The following is a 15,687-nucleotide window of genomic DNA, read 5'->3' on the forward strand; positions in this document are numbered from 1 at the left end:
AGATGGAAAACCTGGATGTCATGGTGCTGCGCGCGCTGCGCGACTGGCGCTTGGCCGGCCGCCGCGCAATGCTTTCGACGGTGGTCCGCACGTGGGGCTCCTCGCCTCGCCCGATCGGATCGATCATGGCGCTTGCCGAAGATGGTGCGGTCGTGGGATCGGTATCGGGCGGTTGCATCGAAGACGATTTGATCGCGCGCTACAGCCGCGCGCATGGGGACGGCGTCATGCCCACGGGCGCGCCGGCGCTGGTCAAGTACGGCATCACCGCCGACGAAGCGCATCGTTTCGGCTTGCCTTGTGGCGGCACGCTGGAACTGCTGCTCGAATACGACCCGGACCCCGGCTCGCTCCAAACGCTCGTGGCCTCGCTTGAAGAGGGCCGCCTGATGCAGCGCACCGTGCGGCTCGCCGACGGCTCGGTCAAGCTGGCAGAAGCCGAATCGCCGGCGGAGCTTTCGGTCGACGACACGGAACTGGTCAATACCTTCGGCCCCGAATACCGCATGCTGCTGATTGGCGCCGGTCAACTCGCCGAATACCTCGCGACCATGGCGAAGTTCTGCGGCTTCGCGGTCACGCTGTGCGACCCCCGCACTGAATACCGGACCGGCTGGACTTTGCCCGGCGTGACGATCACGACCGAAATGCCGGACGATGCGGTGACCGCCTTCAAACCCGATCGCCGCACCTGTGTCGTCGCACTCACGCACGACCCCAAGCTGGACGACTTGGCGCTGCTCGAGGCTCTGCAGAGCGAAGCGTTCTACGTCGGCGCGATCGGCTCGCGCCGCAATGCCGAAGCGCGCAGAGATCGCATGATCGAGCACTTCGACCAGACGGCCGAATCGCTGGCGCGGCTGCGCGGCCCGATCGGCATCTACATCGGCAGCAAGACGCCTCCCGAGATTGCGGTCAGCGTGATGGCGGAAATCCTGGCGGTGAAGAATGCGGTGTCGTTGCCGCGCGAAGCGGCGGTCGCCGTGGCGAAGGCCGCGGCCGAATAGATCGAAGAGGCCGCTTCAGCGCTTGGTGTGTTCGAAGAGGCCGGCCAGGAAGGTTGTGTTCCGCCCCATGGCCTTGCGCATTTCGCGCGATTCCCTGGCTTCCACCTTGTCAGTGGAGAACGCCAGGAACGCGCCGATGAGCGCAATGCAAACCGCAAGAGCGATCAGCAGTCCCGCCCATGAGCCGAAATAGAAAGCGGCGGCAATGAGTCCGATGTTTGCAATGATGACAAGAGCACGCATGGCTGTGCAGCCTATCAGAGATTCAGAAATTTTCCGGTGGCAAGGGGCGAAGATCACCTCAGGGCAAACACCGGCTGTACAGGCATCGCCCTAAGATCCGCTTCATGCCAGCCTATCCGTCACGCGTGAAATCGAACGACGCTCGGGCCTGCTGGATCGACGCGCCGGGTCGCGCCGGTATTCGAGCCGCCTCGTGTGACGCGGCGGGCGTCGGCGACGTGCGGATTCGCGCATTGCACAGCGGCATCAGTCGCGGCACCGAGATGCTGGTGTTTCGCGGCGAGGTGCCCGAGTCCGAGTTCGAACGGATGCGCGCTCCCTTCCAGGAGGGCGACTTTCCGGCGCCGGTGAAGTACGGCTACGCCAGCGTTGGCATCGTGGAGGACGGCCCCGATGCATTGCAGGGCCGGGCTGTCTTTTGCCTCTATCCGCATCAGACTCATTACGTGGTGCCAGCCGAGGCCGTTCATCCGCTTCCGCATGACGTGCCTCCCGGCCGAGCGGTGCTCGCCGCATGCATGGAAACCGCGGTCAATGCGCTGTGGGACGCTGCCCCGCGCGTCGGCGACCGCATTGCCGTCGTCGGTGGAGGTGTGGTCGGCCTGCTCGTCGCGTGGCTTGCGGGCCGGATGCCCGGCTGCACGGTGGAACTGATCGACACACTGCTATCGCGCCGCCCCATCGCCGAAGCGCTCGGTCTCGCGTTTGCGAGTCCCACCGACGCAACACCCGATGCAGACCTCGTCGTCCATGCGAGCGGTCGCGCGCAAGGTTTGGTGACCGCCTTGCGCTTGGCGGCATTCGAAGCGACCGTCGTCGAACTGAGCTGGTATGGGCGGCGTGAAGTCGCGCTTCCGCTCGGTGAGGGATTCCATTCGCGGCGCCTGGTTCTCAAGAGTTCGCAGGTGGGGCATGTGGCGCCGGCGCAGCGGGCACGCTGGAGCCACAAGCGGCGGCTCGCATTGGCGTTGTCGCTCTTGCGCGAACCGGCTTTGGATGCACTCATCACCGACACTGCCGCTTTCGACGAACTGCCCGCAGTGCTGGCCCGCTTGGCGGCCGGCGCGCCGGACACCCTGTGCCAGCGCATTGACTACGCCTGAAACTTCGCACTACCTGGAGGCCTGCATGTACAGCGTCAACGTCCGAGATCACTTCATGATTGCCCACAGCTTCCGCGGCGATGTATTCGGGCCCGCGCAACGGCTGCACGGGGCGACCTATGTCGTCGATCTCGAACTGCACCGCGCCGAACTGGATGCGGACGGCGTGGTGGTCGATATCGCCCTGGCAACGGAGGTGCTGCGCGCGGTGGTGAGTGAGCTCAATCTGCGCAATCTCGACGACGATCCGGCCTTCGAGGGCCTGAACACGACCACGGAATTCATGGCCCGCGTGATCTTCGATCGCGTTGCGGCGCGCATCGAAAAGGGCGAACTGGGGCCTCACGCCAGCGGCTTGTCGTCACTGCGAGTGAAGCTGCATGAATCACACGTCGCATGGGCGGCCTATGAGGGCGCGCTGCCAGCGCACTCGCGTTGAGCACCCATTGCAGCTTTCTGGTGCCGGGCGATCTTGGCACTCGCACCGGCGGCTATATCTATGACCGCCGAATCGTCGATGGTTTGCGTGCCGAAGGATGGAAGGTCGACGTTGTGTCGCTCGGCGAAAGATGGCCTACGCCCGGCGCCGAAGCGCTGGCCTTGGCACGGCGCAGGGTCGAGGCGTTGCCGGACGACACCTTGGCTGTGGTGGATGGCTTGGCTTTCGGTGCCATGCCCGACCTGGCGGCTGAGCATGCGCAGCGCATTCGATGGATCGCGCTGGTGCATCACCCCTTGGCGTTGGAGACGGGCCTGTCTGACGAGATGCGGCGCGCGGTGTTCGAAAGCGAGCGCAAGGCGTTGGCAATGGCCCGAGGCGTGATCGTCACCAGTCCCTCGACCGGACGCGCGCTCGAAGTCTATGGAGTCTCATCGCCCCGCATCGCGGTGGTCGAGCCCGGGACCGATCCGGCCGCGATGGCCACCGGCTCCGGCTCCGGCTCCGAAGCATGGAACCTTCTTTGCGTCGCGACCGTGACGCCGCGCAAGGGCCACCGTCTTTTGATCGAAGCGCTCGCAGGGTTGATGGATCGGCGCTGGTCGCTGAATTGCGTCGGCAGCCTGACCATGGACCCGGAATGCGCCACAGCGCTTTCGTCCGCCATCCAAAACCATGGAATGGGCGAGCGAGTCATTCTCCATGGCGAGAAGGACGAGAACGGCCTGAATGCGCTGTACGAATCCGCAGACGTATTTGTACTGCCGTCGTTCCACGAAGGCTACGGCATGGCGCTGGCCGAGGCGCTTGCACGGGGACTACCGGTGATCAGTTCGCGGGCCGGCGCCATTCCCGACACAGTGCCCTCTGAAGCGGGTGTCCTGATACCGCCCGGAGACGGCGGTGAATTGCGAGAGGCCTTGCGGCGCCTGATGGATGACGCTGACTGGCGGGCCGGATTGGCTGAGGGCGCCCGCGCTGCCGGCCGCCTGCTGCCCAGTTGGCGGCAAAGCGCCGTTCGATTTGCAGCAGCGCTCGCGCGCTTTCAGTCGGCGGCCCACGAATGACCGGCTTCAGCGCCGATTGGCTCGCCATGCGCGAACCCTTCGATCATGCGGCGCGTCGGGCCGCGGCGGCTTCTTTCGACTTGCCGGCACTCGCAAGCCGTCTGCGTGCTGACAGTCCGGCACTCACGGTCGTGGACCTGGCTTGCGGCACCGGCGCCAATTTCCGCGAACTCGCACCGCGATTACGCGGTTCGCAGCGCTGGCTGCTCGTAGACCACGATCCACTGCTGTTGAGCACGCTGCCTGGCGTATTGGGTGCGTGGGCGCGGGTGCATGGCTTCGGGATTGAAGCAACGGGGGGCGGCCTGTGCATCGAGGGGGTCGACTGGTCGGCAGAGGTGCAACCCTTGCGCATCGATCTCGCGGGTGCGTTGGACGCCGTCCCTTTTGCGAAGGCCCATCTCGTCACCGCTTCAGCGCTACTCGATCTCGTGTCGATCGAATGGCTTGATGCATTGATAGGACATCTGAAATCGGCGAACGCGGCGGCTTTGTTCGCCCTGACTGTGGATGGGCGCGTGGCGTGGGACCCCGGCATCGAAGGGGACGAAGAGGTGCATGGGTTTTTCATGTCGCATCAGCGCGGAGCCAAGGGCTTCGGCCCTGCAATGGGTGCCGAAGCCGCGCGGCTGTCTGCGGAGCGCTTCACCGCCGCCGGTTTCAATGTCGCTCAAAGAACATCGGACTGGTGCATCGAGGGAGCCAACGGCGAGGCTGCGGCAATGGTCACTGCCATGGTGGACGGAATGAATGATGCCGCAATCGAGCAGGCGCCTGCGGCCCACGCGCTGGTCAGCAAATGGAGGGCGCAGCGGATGCGCCTGACAGGTCGCAGCCGCCTGACCGTGGGCCACCTGGACCTTCTTGCCATTCCGTGAACTTATATTCAGAAATTCTGATTAGTCGCAATAGCGTTTGATTTACTCGAGCAGCTCAATTCCTCGCCCTTGAGAAATATCTGATTTCCGCCGCGATCACGTGATTGGGCGCAGTGCCGCTCATAGAATCCTTTTTGCTGTCACAGCAAGAGGTATTCAATAGAGTCGCCGGATCGGGAGAAATCGCAAAGATATTGCATCCGCGACTGCAAAAAACTATTGAATTGCATTGCGAGCCACTCGGCTCGGTTGCCAATGCTGCCGGTCGTGCGTCTGCGGAGCGAGGAATTCCGCAGACGCATTCCGACGACCGGATAAACAATTCCAGCCATTGGGCCAATCTGTCCTCCGAAATTGCAGATTTCAATTCCCCAAGCCGGAGAGATCTACAGGTCTACTTCTGAGCTGCGCGTAAATTCAAATCCCAAAGCACATCGTCACCCATGCGAAACACGCGACTGGGCGGCCTTGGACAATCGCGCATCGCCGTGCTGGGCGGAAGCCTTAGACCGGGTCGCCCCGTGCCGATGAGCACGGGAGCAACGCTCAGGTGGAGCCGGTCCATGCAGCCCTGCGCAACAAAGCGCGAAACCGTGACGCCGCCGCCTTCGACAAACAAGACCCTGAGCCCTCGCTCGGCAAGCCCGTTCAGCAGGGCCTTCAGGTTCACGCCTCCTGAGCTGTCGACCAGATTTTCCAAGGCGAGTACCTGATCGGCACCGACGCGTTCCACGGCTTCGGCAACGCGCCGGGCATCGCATGCGAGCAGGGTCGGCGCCTGTGCGTCGGTCAGCGCTCGCAGCGTGGGCGGAAGACGCAGAGTCGGGTCGAGCAGCACACGCACGGGGTGCTGGCCGGCTACGAGGCGTGTCGTGAGCTGCGGGTTGTCGGTGGCGGCCGTGCCTGCGCCGACGATGACGGCGTCGCACAGCGCGCGCAGCCGATGCAGGTGCTTCAGGACTTCCGGGCCATTCACGTAGTTGGAATCACCGTTGTGCGTGGCGACATACCCGTCAAGACTCTGGCCCAACTGCCCGATCACCCAGGGGACGCCTCCATGGGGGCGGTCGAGCATCGGCTTGAACAGCTCGAACAATTCGATCGCGTCCTCATGCCACAGGCCACGCAACCTGAAGCCTCGCGATGCATCCCAGGCAAATGGGACGTCCGAGTCAGCCGGTTTTGTCCCATCGCGGCGGCGTGCCGCCACTTCGACGCAGAGAGGCCAAAGCGCATCCACGCCGGGGACGGAGGAAGTTGACTCGGGGCGTCGGCTCACTGGGCTACTTTCCGGCGTGAGCGATGTCTTCGTGGGTCATCAGGTTGGTTTGATGGCGAGGCTAAAGTGTCGGGTCGGATCCGTCTTTCTCGGATCGTTGACAGCACGGAAATCATCCATGAATTCGAACATCGTCATCATCGGCGGCGGTCACGCGGCTGCGCAACTTTGTGCCGGTCTGGTGGAGGCGGGGCAAGGAGCGCGAGTGCATCTGGTCTGCGAGGAGGCGGCGATCCCCTATCACCGGCCGCCGCTTTCGAAGACCTTCCTGAAAAGCCCCGAAGAGGCCCCCCAGTTGCATCGCGCCCAGGCATGGTACGGCGAATCGGGCATCACGCTGCATCTCGGCGATGCGGCATTGGCCATCGATCGCGCAGCACGCACCGTCACCATGCGCTCGGGCGCCGTGCTTGACTGGGGGCGCCTGGTGCTCGCCACGGGTACGCGAGCGCGGCGATTGGCTGCGTTGGACGGGCTGGACAACGTATTGCTTTTGCGAGCCGCCGACGATGCCGTTCAACTGCGTGCCAAATTGTCGGCTGCGCAGCACGTGACCGTGCTCGGCGGTGGCTTCATCGGCCTCGAAGTCGCAGCCACCGCGCTCGCGCTGGGCAAGCAGGTGGTGGTGCTGGAAAGCGCCGCGCGCCTCCTGAGCCGAGCAGTGTCGCCCGAGCTTTCTGCGCACGTCATGGCGACTCATCGCTCGGCCGGCATGGACATCCGCGTGGGCGTGCAGTCCGGCCAACCCTTCATCGCCGACAAACGCCTGACGGCCATCGAAGTCGACGGAAATCAAGCGCCGATCGATCTTTTGCTTCTCGGCATTGGCGCAGTGCCCGAAATGGGGCTGGCGCAAGCTGCGGGCCTCGAATGTGCCGACGGCATCGTTGTCGACGCCTATATGCAGACCAGCGATGAAGCCGTTCTGGCGGTGGGCGACTGCACGCGCTTTCCCGACCGGCGCACCGGTGCCGCACTGCGGCTCGAGTCCGTGCAGAACGCGAACGATCAAGCCCGCACGGCGGTGGCCACCCTCACGGGTGCCGCGCGCCCGCACGACGCCGTGCCGTGGTTCTGGTCCGACCAGGGCAGCCTCCGGCTCCAAATGGCCGGGCTGGTGCCGCCGGAAAGGCAGCCGGGCGCCGCCACATACCGCCGCCCCGGCGCCAACACTGCTTCGTTTTCGTTGCTGCACTACGTCGATGCGCAACTGCGGTGTGTCGAGTCGGTGAACGCGCCGGTCGACCATTTGATGAGCAGGAAGTTGCTGGAGGCGGGGCGCAGTCCGGACCCGGCTGTTGCAAGTGATCCTGCAGTGCCGTTGAAGACGCTCCTGGCTTAGCCTGAAGCGTTCCCGGACTCTGAATGTGCCGCGACGTTCTTTCGGATTTCGGCGTCCATGATTCGCGTGCCAGCGGCCAGCGCGGCTTCGTAGGTGTCCGCCCCGTACTCGGCAGCTCGCAAGACTTTGTGCGGCGCGCCGGTGGCGTCGGTTTCGAGCAGCGTCCAGATATAAGACCCAGGCGCAGGCTCGTCGATAACGAGTTTGATGGGATTCTTCATGACTCAATGCTGGGCGTGCGCGGGCGGATTTTCTGTAGGCCAAAGCCTACCTTTCAGCCGCGAACGCGCTGGCCTGCGGCTGCGGACCACGAAGTAGCACCGCACCCAGCACCGCGGCGATCGCCGCGAAGAAGGCGCCAGCCAGAAAGGCTGCGTGATAGCCGCCCGTGAGTGCCGAAGGCATGTCGAGTCCGAGCGCAACCAGTCTTTCGGTTCTTGCGGCGGCGACGCTTGCGAGCACCGCCAGGCCCAACGCACCGCCCATCATGAACGCCGTGTTGACGACGCCTGAAGCGAGACCCGATTCGCTTGGTGACACGTCGCCCATGGCCACGAGCAGCAGCGGATTCAGCGCCATGCCGGCGCCGAGCCCCAGCAGGATCATTCCGGGCAGGACGTCAGCGACGAAGCTCCCATCGACTGGCGCGCGAGCGAACAAGGCCAGTCCGGCCGAGGCGAGCAGCAGTCCGAAGGCCAGTGGGGCACGATTGCCGAACCGCATCACCAGCTTGGCCGAAAGCCCCAGAGAGAAGGCCGCCATGATCAGGTTGGCCGGAAGGAAGGCGAGACCCACCTGCATCGGGCTGCAACCCAGCACGAGTTGCAAGTACAGCGCCGAAATGAAGAACCACGCGAACATCGCGGCGGCCCAAAGCACCCCGATCACGTTGGCGGTCGACACATTGCGAAGGCGAAAAAGGCGCAGAGGCATCAGCGGGTGCTGCACCCGGGACTCGATGACGAGAAAGATCGCAAGCAGCGCCGCCGCGATGCCCAGCAGAACAAGGGTCTGCGCCGAAGTCCAGCCGGCCTCGTTGCCATTCACGATCGCATAGACGGCCAGCATCAACGACGCCGTGATCGCGACCGCACCGCCGACGTCCAGCCGTTCGCCGGCGGCCTGCCCGGGCGAGTCTGGCAGGAGCATCAGGCACAGCGCGTACACGGCCACCCCGATCGGCAGGTTGACCAGGAAGATCCAGTGCCAGCTCAAAGCGCCCGTCAGCAAGCCGCCCAGCAGTACGCCGATGCTGCCGCCGCCGGCGCACACGAATCCGTACACGCCCATCGCCTTGGCACGCTCCGAGGGCTCGGTAAAGAGATTCATGATCAGCGAAAGCGCCACGGCGGAAACCACTGCGCCGCCAAGCCCTTGTACGGCCCGTGACGCCACGAGCAAGGACTGGGAATTCGAGAGGCCGCACGCCAATGAAGCAATGGTGAACAGCGTGATTCCGGCCAGGAACAGCCGCCGATGGCCGAAGAGATCGCCGAGGCGGCCGCCCAGCAGAAGGAATCCGCCGAAGGTGAGCATGTAGGCGTTCACGACCCAGACGAGGGCGGTTTCAGAAAAGCCCAAGTCCTCGCGGATCGAGGGCAGGGCGACGTTCACGATCGTGGTGTCCAGCACGATCATGAGAACGCCGAGGCAGAGCACCATCAGTGCGAGCCAGCGTTTGCGGTTGTCCATGGGGTGGGGTTTCGCGGCGTTTGTGTACAGCATCCACAAACCTTATCAGAGAGGTTGAGCAAGGTCCACATCTGCCGATCGCGAACATTGCACCCGACGGCACTCTGGGGCTTGTAAGTTTGTAGGTAACGGTAGTTAAAATGTATTACATGAACACCGACCGCGATAACTTTCATGACTGGCACCGAGACAAGCCCGATACCACGTCGTTTTCAGGTTTGCATCGCAGCGAAATGTCCGGCAATGGCGAGCCTGTGGTGCGGTGGGGCCGGCTGTTTTTCTTCGTGGCGGTCGGCATCGCGGCGGTCGTGGCTTTCAGATATCTGGTGCGGTAGGCCGCGGGCTTTTGCGGTGAGCGCAATCCGGTGGAGCCCGTGACGTAGGATCGCTCCTCAAAAGGAGACTCGATGAGCACAACATCCGGAGGCGAGCCTGGCGAATTGGACATCTGGGCCGGGGAGATAGCTGCGATCACTGCGGAAGGCGGCGGCCATGGCAGCCTGACCGAGCGGAGCATCGCGAGCCTTCTGCGCGTGATTCGAGAGCAACTCAATCTCGAGGTCGTCTTCGTGGGCCAGTTCGTCGACGGCAATCGCGTATTCCGGCAAATCTCCTCCAAGAGTATTGACGCGATCATTCGGCCCGGTGATTCGCACCCGCGCATTGAAAGCATCTGCCAACGAATCGTCGACGGGCAGATGCCATGTCTGATACCGGACGTGACGAGCGCGCGTGTCGCGAACGGTTTGCCGGACTACTACCATGGCATGGGCGCGCATATCGGTGTGCCGGTGCTGTTCTCCGACGGAACGCTGTATGGCGTGCTGTGCGGATTCAGCTTCGAGCCCCGCTCGGATCTGGGCGAACGCGACGTGAAGCGCCTGGAGATGGCTGCCAATGCCACAGCAAGGCTGTTGGCCCAGGCTGAAGGTATCGAGTAGCGCGGCAGCGAACTATTTGACGCGCTGCTTGCCGAGCTTGCGGGCCAGCGTTCGTCGGTGCATCCCCAACCTGCGCGCAGTCTCCGAGATGTTGAAACCCGTTTCGGCGAGCGTCTCGTGGATGCGCTCCCATTCCAGGGTCTTGATGGACGTCGAGCGGTTGGTCAGTTCGACTTCAACGTTGCCCTCGGCCCGCCCGAACGCCGCCTCGATGTCGTCGGTATTCGACGGCTTCGCCAGGTAATGGCAGGCACCGAGCTTGATCGCCTCGACGGCGGTCGCAATACTGGCAAAACCGGTGAGGACCACGATCAGCATGGAAGGGTCGTGCGTGTTCAGTGTCTGCACGCAGGTAAGGCCCGAGGCGTCGCCATTGAGCTTGAGATCGACGACGGCATAGCCGGGCGAGTGCTCACGCAGGAGCTCGGTCACCTGCTCGAGGTTCGCCGCGAGCATGACCGAATAGCCCCGGCGTTCGAACGAGCGGCCCAGCGTGCGCGCAAAGGCGGCATCGTCTTCCACGATCAAGAGCAGGCGTTCAGCTTCAGCTTCCATGTGGGTTGTCCTCTTTGCTCTGTTCGCTCTGGTCGCTCTCTTCGTCTTCTTCGAGAGTGATTGAAGCGAGCGGCAGCGTCAGCGTCACGACCGCACCGCCTTCGGGCCGGTTGCGTGCAGTGACGCTTCCGCCGAGCGTGCGCGCCACGTTGACCACCAGGAAGAGACCGAGTCCGCCGCCGGGCCGACCCTTGCTCGACTGATAGGGCTTGCCGAATTGAGCGAGCATCTCGGGCGCGAAGCCGGGGCCGACATCGATCACCGTCAGTGTCAACGCGTCGCCGTCATGCGCGGCGACGAGGCCGAGCCAGTGCGGCGAAGCCTCCAGGGCATTGTCCAGCACGTTGTAGATCATCTGCTTGAGTGCCGAATCCGAGACCATGGGCAGGTCGTGGCCGAACCGGTTTTCATAAGCAAAGGAAGCGGCGGCGCGCGTCGTTCGCCATTCTTCGACGAGGTCGTCGAGAAAGGTGCTGACGGTCGTCTCTTCCGAATTTTCCCCGCGCGCCTCGCCGGCCGACAGCAGGATGCCCGTCAGGATGGTTTTACAGCGCTGGACCTGGGCCTGCATCTCAGTGACCTCATCGAGCAGTTCGGGATCGGAAGTGAAGTGCGGCAGTCGTCGCCAATCGCCCAGGATCACCGCCAGCGTGGCAAGCGGCGTGCCCAGTTCGTGCGCGGCACCCGACGCCAGGAGGCCCATGCGCACGATGTGCTCTTCCTCGGCGGCGCGTTGGCGCAGGTCTGCCAGCCGCGCGTCGCGTCCGCGCAAGATCCGGCTGATCCGGGTGATGAAGATCACCAGCAGCGCGGCTATGAGCGCAAAGCAGATCAACATCCCGATGACGAAGGGGCTGAACAAGCCTTGGCTGTAGGAGCGCGGAAGTGCGAGCGGCTCCGAAAAGAGTGCAAGACCGGCGAAGCAGGCGGTCGTGATGCCGACCATCGTCCAGGTCGACCACGCGTCGAGCAACACCGCGCCCAGGATCACCTGCAGCAAATAGAGGAAGACGAAGGGATTCGTCGCGCCGCCGCTGAGATACAGCTGGGCCGTCAACATGGCGACGTCCACCAGCAGCGCAACGAAAAGCTCTGTGTTGGTCACGTCCCTGTGGATGCGCCACCGCAGTTGGCTGGCAGCATTGAAGGCTGCAAGGCAGGCCAACACCGCCAGCATCTGGTCGAGCGGCAGGTGGATTTCGAACCCGAAATGCACGACCATGATGGTGGCCACCTGCCCGACCACCGCGATCCAGCGCAGCTGGATCAACTGCTGCATGTTCTTGAGCCCGGTCGCGTCCCCCGTGCGCCTGCCTTCAGTCATGGATGGCATCTTCGTTCGTTCGGGCCATCGGATTTCGCCGCAGGCGAAGTTCATCACGTCCCACGTACCAGGCGGCGCAGGCGATCATCAGGGCCAGGGCAAACCACGTGACTGCGTACGTCAGATGGCTGTTCGGGAATTCGATCACCGTCAGTCCGCCCACAGGCCGATTCCCATTGCCGGCCGATGCGGCACCGGCACGTTGAGCGGGTTCGGCATCCACGAAGTAGGGCGCCACGAGCGTCAGGCCGCGGGCGGTTGCGATGGCCTGGACGTCACGCGAATACCAGCGGTTTGCGGCGGGGTCGTTCTTGCGCATGAAGCTGCCGCCAGGTTCGGACATTCGCAGGAGGCCGACGACGGTCGTCTCGCCCGTTGGCTCGTTGGCACTGCGAGTGGCGCGATCGCGGCTTTCGGGCGGAACAAAGCCGCGATTGACCAGCAATACGCTGCCATCGGCGGCGCGCAGCGGCGTCAGTACCCAATAGCCGCCGCCGAGCGCTGTGGTCGCTTGAACCAATGTTTCCCGGTCGTGGAGAAATGTGCCCGTCGCCGTGACGCGCCGATATTCGTCGGCGGCTGCATTCACCTGCGGCCATTCGTCCGGGCTGGGCGCAATAACGGCGGGTGCATGCACTCGCTGATCGACACGCTCGATAAGGTCGAGCTTCCAGGCCCGTCGCTCGAGTTGCCAGACCCCGAGCGCGACGAAGCCCGCGAACATCAGCGCTGCGCAGAGCGCGAGCGCAACCAGGACCGGCGCGGAACGGGGACCGCGCTCGTTCAAGGCATCTTGTGCATGTCGGTCATGCCCGGCATCATGTTGTGGTTGAGGTGGTACATCACCCACAACGACCCGCTCAGCGTAATCACGACCAGCACCACAGTGAAGATCAACGCCAGCATCGTCCAACCGTTCTCGGACTTCGCGTTCATGTGCAGGAAGTACACCATGTGCACCACGATCTGCACCGCGGCAAAACCGAGAATCACCAAGGCCGTGACACTGGACTTCTCGAAGACGTTGCCCATCACAAGCCAGAACGGAATTGCCGTCAGGATCACCGACAGCACGAAACCCGTCATGTAGCCCTTGAACGTCGAATGGGGCGCGCCATCGTCATGGCCGTGGTGATCGCCGTGATGGTCGTCATGGGCGGAGATTTCGTCATGCGCGCTCATGGCAGCACTCCCATCAGGTACACGAAGGTGAAGACGCCGATCCAGACGACGTCCAGAAAGTGCCAGAACATCGACAGGCACATCAGCCGGCGACGGTTCGCGGCGATGAAGCCGTGCTTGCCCACCTGCACCATGAGCGTGATGAGCCAGACGATGCCGAAGGTCACGTGCAGACCGTGCGTCGCCACCAGCGCGAAGAACGACGAAAGGAACGCGCTGCGCTGCGGACCGTTGCCTTCGTGGATCAGGTGCGCGAATTCGTAGAGCTCGATGCCGATAAAGCCGGCGCCGAGCAGGCCGGTCACCAGCAGCCAGATCATTGTGGCTTTCACGCGGCTGCGCTGCATCTCGATCATCGCGAACCCGTAGGTGATCGACGACAGCAGCAGCAAGGAGGTGTTCAGCGCCACCAGCGGCAGATCGAACAAGTCGGCGCCCGACGGGCCTGCCGCAAAGCTGCGGCCAAGGACGCCGTAGATCGCGAACAGGCACGCGAACACCAGGCAGTCGCTCATCAGGTAGAGCCAGAAGCCGAGCATCGTCCCGTTTTCGGGATGGTGTTCGTCGCGCAGGTAGAAGCGCGAACTCGGGTTGGCGCTCAGGGCGCCGGCAGGGGAGAGGGCAGTAACGTCAGACATGGGCGGCCAGGAGGCGAGTGCGATCGCCTTCGGTGCGGACGACTTCGTCCGCCGGGACGTGATAGTCGCGCTTGTAGTTGAAGGTATGGATGATCACTGCGGCAAGCATCGAGAAAAAGCCGATGCCCGCAACCAGCCACATTTGCCAGATGAGCGCGAAGCCGCAGACCGCCGCGAGCGCGGCGATGATGAAACCGGCGCCGGTGTTCTTCGGCATGTGGATGGGAATGAATCCCTCGAGCGGCCGGGTGTAGCCGTGCTTCTTCATGTCGTCCCAGGCGTCGTTTTCATGCACGCGGGGCGTGAACGCGAAGTTGTAGGCGGGCGGGGGCGACGAGGTCGACCATTCGAGCGTACGGCCATTCCACGGATCACCAGTGAAGTCGCGAAGCTGGTCCCGGCGAAGGTAGCTCACCACGAACTGGATGATCAGGCAGGCAATGCCCACTGCGATCAGCACGGCGCCCAGCGCGGCGATCTGGAACCAGATCTGCAGCGAAGGATCATCGAAATGGTTCAAGCGGCGCGTGACGCCCATCAAACCCAGGACATAGAGCGGCATGAAGGCGAGATAGAAGCCGACGACCCAGAACCAGAACGAGCACTTGCCCCAGAAGGGATCGAGCTTGTAGCCGAACGCCTTCGGGAACCAGTAGGTGATACCGGCCAGCATGCCGAACAGCACGCCACCGATGATCACGTTGTGGAAGTGCGCGATCAGGAAGAGGCTGTTGTGCAGCACGAAGTCAGCCGGAGGCACTGCAAGCAGCACGCCCGTCATGCCGCCGATGACGAAGGTGATCATGAAGGCGATCGTCCACATCATTGGCAGCTCGAAGCGAATGCGGCCCTTGTACATGGTGAACAGCCAATTGAAGATCTTCGCTCCGGTGGGGATCGAGATGATCATCGTCGTGATGCCGAAGAACGAGTTGACGCTCGCCCCGGAGCCCATCGTGAAGAAGTGGTGCAGCCAGACGAGGTACGAAAGAATCGTGATCACGAGCGTCGCGTAGACCATCGACGCATAACCGAAGAGCCGCTTGCCGCAGAACGTGGCGACGATCTCGGAGAAGATGCCGAACGCTGGAAGGATCAGGATGTAGACCTCTGGGTGGCCCCAGATCCAGATCAGGTTCACGTACATCATCGGGTTGCCGCCGAAGTCGTTCGTGAAGAAGTTCGTTCCGACGTAGCGGTCGAGCGACAGCAGCGCGAGCACGGCGGTCAGCACAGGGAAGGCAGCGACGATCAGGATGTTGGTGCAAAGGGCGGTCCAGGTGAAGATCGGCATCTTCATCAGCGTCATGCCCGGAGCGCGCATCTTCACGATGGTGGCGATCAGGTTGACCCCTGACAGCAAGGTACCGACCCCCGCGATCTGCAACGACCATATGTAGTAGTCGACGCCCACGTCGGGACTGAACTGCAGCCCCGACAGCGGCGGATACGCCAACCAGCCGGTGCGCGCGAATTCCCCGACGAACAGCGACGCCATGACGAGCGCCGCGCCGAAGGTGGTCATCCAAAAACTGAAGTTGTTCAGGAACGGAAAGGCCACGTCGCGCGCGCCGATCTGCAGCGGCACGATGTAGTTCATCATGCCGGTGACGAGCGGCATGGCGACGAAGAAGATCATGATCACGCCGTGGGCCGTGAAGATCTGGTCGTAGTGGTGCGGCGGCAGGAATCCGGCCTGGTCGCCGAATGCGACCGCCTGCTGGGCGCGCATCATGATCGCGTCGGCAAAACCGCGCAGCAGCATCACCAGGCCGAGAATGATGTACATGATGCCGATTCGCTTGTGGTCGATGCTGGTGAACCAGTCGCGCCACAACGGGCCCCAGAGACGGAAGTAGGTCAGCGCGCCGAGAATGGCCAGGCCGCCAATCGCAACACCGATGAACGTCGCAAGAAGAATCGGCTCGTGAAAGGGAATCGCGTCCCAGGTGAGGCGGCCGAAGATCAGCCTCGTCAAATCTAGATGTTCAGGCATC

At 63.4% G+C, this 15,687-nt stretch carries 18 protein-coding genes; 8 read left to right on the forward strand and 10 right to left on the reverse strand.

The annotated features are described in order from the left end of the window. The first annotated feature begins 2 nt into the window (after positions 1 to 2). Complete coding sequence (locus AC1DSF_RS17625; RefSeq protein ID WP_478125735.1) at positions 3 to 1,007, forward strand: XdhC family protein; 1,005 nt, start codon at positions 3 to 5, stop codon at positions 1,005 to 1,007. A gap of 15 nt (positions 1,008 to 1,022) precedes the next feature. Here AC1DSF_RS17625 and AC1DSF_RS17630 read toward each other — a convergent pair whose 3' ends face one another. After that, positions 1,023 to 1,250 (reverse strand): hypothetical protein, encoded by a 228-nt coding sequence (locus AC1DSF_RS17630; protein WP_478125736.1) that lies wholly within the window; start codon positions 1,248 to 1,250, stop codon positions 1,023 to 1,025. A 104-nt stretch (positions 1,251 to 1,354) separates the two neighbouring features. Between AC1DSF_RS17630 and AC1DSF_RS17635 the strand changes: the two genes are divergently transcribed. From AC1DSF_RS17635 to AC1DSF_RS17650, 4 genes are read left to right on the forward strand one after another with little or no spacing between them, the layout of a single operon-like run. Further along, a complete protein-coding gene (locus AC1DSF_RS17635; RefSeq protein ID WP_478125737.1) occupies positions 1,355 to 2,353 on the forward strand; it encodes a zinc-dependent alcohol dehydrogenase in 999 nt (332 codons plus the stop codon). 25 nt (positions 2,354 to 2,378) lie between these two features. Next, positions 2,379 to 2,792, forward strand: a complete 414-nt coding sequence (locus AC1DSF_RS17640) for a 6-pyruvoyl trahydropterin synthase family protein (protein ID WP_478125738.1) — start codon at positions 2,379 to 2,381, stop codon at positions 2,790 to 2,792. Between the two features lie 20 nt (positions 2,793 to 2,812). Then, positions 2,813 to 3,859 carry a glycosyltransferase family 4 protein gene (locus AC1DSF_RS17645; RefSeq protein ID WP_478125739.1) on the forward strand — a complete coding sequence of 349 codons (1,047 nt, stop codon included), beginning with the start codon at positions 2,813 to 2,815 and terminating at the stop codon, positions 3,857 to 3,859. Beyond that, complete coding sequence (locus AC1DSF_RS17650) at positions 3,856 to 4,737, forward strand: hypothetical protein (RefSeq protein WP_478125740.1); 882 nt, start codon at positions 3,856 to 3,858, stop codon at positions 4,735 to 4,737. The genes AC1DSF_RS17645 and AC1DSF_RS17650 overlap by 4 nt, the downstream gene beginning before the upstream one ends. A 394-nt stretch (positions 4,738 to 5,131) precedes the next feature. On the opposite strand, the gene AC1DSF_RS17655 is transcribed toward AC1DSF_RS17650, so the two are convergent. Beyond that, positions 5,132 to 5,866 (reverse strand): RibD family protein, encoded by a 735-nt coding sequence (locus AC1DSF_RS17655; protein WP_478125741.1) that lies wholly within the window; start codon positions 5,864 to 5,866, stop codon positions 5,132 to 5,134. Positions 5,867 to 6,134: 268 nt separating this feature from the next. Between AC1DSF_RS17655 and AC1DSF_RS17660 the strand changes: the two genes are divergently transcribed. After that, positions 6,135 to 7,358, forward strand: coding sequence for an NAD(P)/FAD-dependent oxidoreductase (locus AC1DSF_RS17660; RefSeq protein WP_478125742.1), 1,224 nt, complete (start codon positions 6,135 to 6,137; stop codon positions 7,356 to 7,358). On the opposite strand, the gene AC1DSF_RS17665 is transcribed toward AC1DSF_RS17660, so the two are convergent. Together AC1DSF_RS17665 and AC1DSF_RS17670 are read right to left on the reverse strand one after the other, a co-directional pair. Continuing rightward, positions 7,355 to 7,579 (reverse strand): hypothetical protein, encoded by a 225-nt coding sequence (locus AC1DSF_RS17665; protein ID WP_478125743.1) that lies wholly within the window; start codon positions 7,577 to 7,579, stop codon positions 7,355 to 7,357. The genes AC1DSF_RS17660 and AC1DSF_RS17665 overlap by 4 nt on opposite strands. A 46-nt stretch (positions 7,580 to 7,625) precedes the next feature. Continuing rightward, positions 7,626 to 9,050 carry a DHA2 family efflux MFS transporter permease subunit gene (locus tag AC1DSF_RS17670; RefSeq protein ID WP_478125744.1) on the reverse strand — a complete coding sequence of 475 codons (1,425 nt, stop codon included), beginning with the start codon at positions 9,048 to 9,050 and terminating at the stop codon, positions 7,626 to 7,628. Positions 9,051 to 9,199: 149 nt separating this feature from the next. Here AC1DSF_RS17670 and AC1DSF_RS17675 point away from each other — a divergent pair, with 149 nt between their 5' ends. Both AC1DSF_RS17675 and AC1DSF_RS17680 read left to right on the forward strand, forming a co-directional pair. After that, positions 9,200 to 9,385, forward strand: coding sequence for a hypothetical protein (locus tag AC1DSF_RS17675; protein WP_478125745.1), 186 nt, complete (start codon positions 9,200 to 9,202; stop codon positions 9,383 to 9,385). 72 nt (positions 9,386 to 9,457) lie between these two features. Next, complete coding sequence (locus AC1DSF_RS17680) at positions 9,458 to 9,991, forward strand: GAF domain-containing protein (RefSeq protein WP_478125746.1); 534 nt, start codon at positions 9,458 to 9,460, stop codon at positions 9,989 to 9,991. 12 nt (positions 9,992 to 10,003) lie between these two features. On the opposite strand, the gene AC1DSF_RS17685 is transcribed toward AC1DSF_RS17680, so the two are convergent. Genes AC1DSF_RS17685 through cyoB form a run of 6 tightly spaced genes read right to left on the reverse strand, consistent with a single transcriptional unit; the run spans position 10,004 to position 15,686 of the window. Next, entirely contained in the window at positions 10,004 to 10,546 is a 543-nt protein-coding gene (locus AC1DSF_RS17685) for a response regulator transcription factor (protein ID WP_478125747.1), read from the reverse strand. Then, positions 10,536 to 11,870: an ATP-binding protein gene (locus AC1DSF_RS17690; protein ID WP_478125748.1), complete on the reverse strand. Its 1,335-nt coding sequence runs from the start codon at positions 11,868 to 11,870 to the stop codon at positions 10,536 to 10,538. The genes AC1DSF_RS17685 and AC1DSF_RS17690 overlap by 11 nt, the downstream gene beginning before the upstream one ends. Next, positions 11,863 to 12,657, reverse strand: a complete 795-nt coding sequence (locus AC1DSF_RS17695; protein ID WP_478125749.1) for an SURF1 family protein — start codon at positions 12,655 to 12,657, stop codon at positions 11,863 to 11,865. The genes AC1DSF_RS17690 and AC1DSF_RS17695 overlap by 8 nt, the downstream gene beginning before the upstream one ends. Further along, a complete protein-coding gene (gene cyoD / locus AC1DSF_RS17700; RefSeq protein WP_478125750.1) occupies positions 12,654 to 13,052 on the reverse strand; it encodes a cytochrome o ubiquinol oxidase subunit IV in 399 nt (132 codons plus the stop codon). The genes AC1DSF_RS17695 and cyoD overlap by 4 nt, the downstream gene beginning before the upstream one ends. Beyond that, positions 13,049 to 13,690: a cytochrome o ubiquinol oxidase subunit III gene (gene cyoC / locus AC1DSF_RS17705; RefSeq protein ID WP_478125751.1), complete on the reverse strand. Its 642-nt coding sequence runs from the start codon at positions 13,688 to 13,690 to the stop codon at positions 13,049 to 13,051. Before cyoC ends, cyoD begins: the two co-directional genes overlap by 4 nt. Further along, positions 13,683 to 15,686 (reverse strand): cytochrome o ubiquinol oxidase subunit I, encoded by a 2,004-nt coding sequence (gene cyoB, locus AC1DSF_RS17710; RefSeq protein WP_478125752.1) that lies wholly within the window; start codon positions 15,684 to 15,686, stop codon positions 13,683 to 13,685. Before cyoB ends, cyoC begins: the two co-directional genes overlap by 8 nt. Between the last annotated feature and the right edge of the window lies 1 nt (position 15,687).

This window comes from Variovorax sp. 01N429, from assembly GCF_056399425.1.

Coding starts and splice junctions, on each gene's coding strand:
- AC1DSF_RS17635 (WP_478125737.1), top strand. CDS start 1,355: ATGCCAGCCTATCCGTCACGCGTGAAATCGAACGACGCTCGGGCCTGC.
- AC1DSF_RS17660 (WP_478125742.1), top strand. CDS start 6,135: ATGAATTCGAACATCGTCATCATCGGCGGCGGTCACGCGGCTGCGCAA.
- cyoC (WP_478125751.1), bottom strand. CDS start 13,690: ATGTCTGACGTTACTGCCCTCTCCCCTGCCGGCGCCCTGAGCGCCAAC.
- cyoD (WP_478125750.1), bottom strand. CDS start 13,052: ATGAGCGCGCATGACGAAATCTCCGCCCATGACGACCATCACGGCGAT.
- cyoB (WP_478125752.1), bottom strand. CDS start 15,686: ATGCCTGAACATCTAGATTTGACGAGGCTGATCTTCGGCCGCCTCACC.
- AC1DSF_RS17685 (WP_478125747.1), bottom strand. CDS start 10,546: ATGGAAGCTGAAGCTGAACGCCTGCTCTTGATCGTGGAAGACGATGCC.
- AC1DSF_RS17640 (WP_478125738.1), top strand. CDS start 2,379: ATGTACAGCGTCAACGTCCGAGATCACTTCATGATTGCCCACAGCTTC.
- AC1DSF_RS17630 (WP_478125736.1), bottom strand. CDS start 1,250: ATGCGTGCTCTTGTCATCATTGCAAACATCGGACTCATTGCCGCCGCT.
- AC1DSF_RS17625 (WP_478125735.1), top strand. CDS start 3: ATGGAAAACCTGGATGTCATGGTGCTGCGCGCGCTGCGCGACTGGCGC.
- AC1DSF_RS17680 (WP_478125746.1), top strand. CDS start 9,458: ATGAGCACAACATCCGGAGGCGAGCCTGGCGAATTGGACATCTGGGCC.
- AC1DSF_RS17690 (WP_478125748.1), bottom strand. CDS start 11,870: ATGACTGAAGGCAGGCGCACGGGGGACGCGACCGGGCTCAAGAACATG.
- AC1DSF_RS17675 (WP_478125745.1), top strand. CDS start 9,200: ATGAACACCGACCGCGATAACTTTCATGACTGGCACCGAGACAAGCCC.
- AC1DSF_RS17665 (WP_478125743.1), bottom strand. CDS start 7,579: ATGAAGAATCCCATCAAACTCGTTATCGACGAGCCTGCGCCTGGGTCT.
- AC1DSF_RS17670 (WP_478125744.1), bottom strand. CDS start 9,050: ATGGACAACCGCAAACGCTGGCTCGCACTGATGGTGCTCTGCCTCGGC.
- AC1DSF_RS17650 (WP_478125740.1), top strand. CDS start 3,856: ATGACCGGCTTCAGCGCCGATTGGCTCGCCATGCGCGAACCCTTCGAT.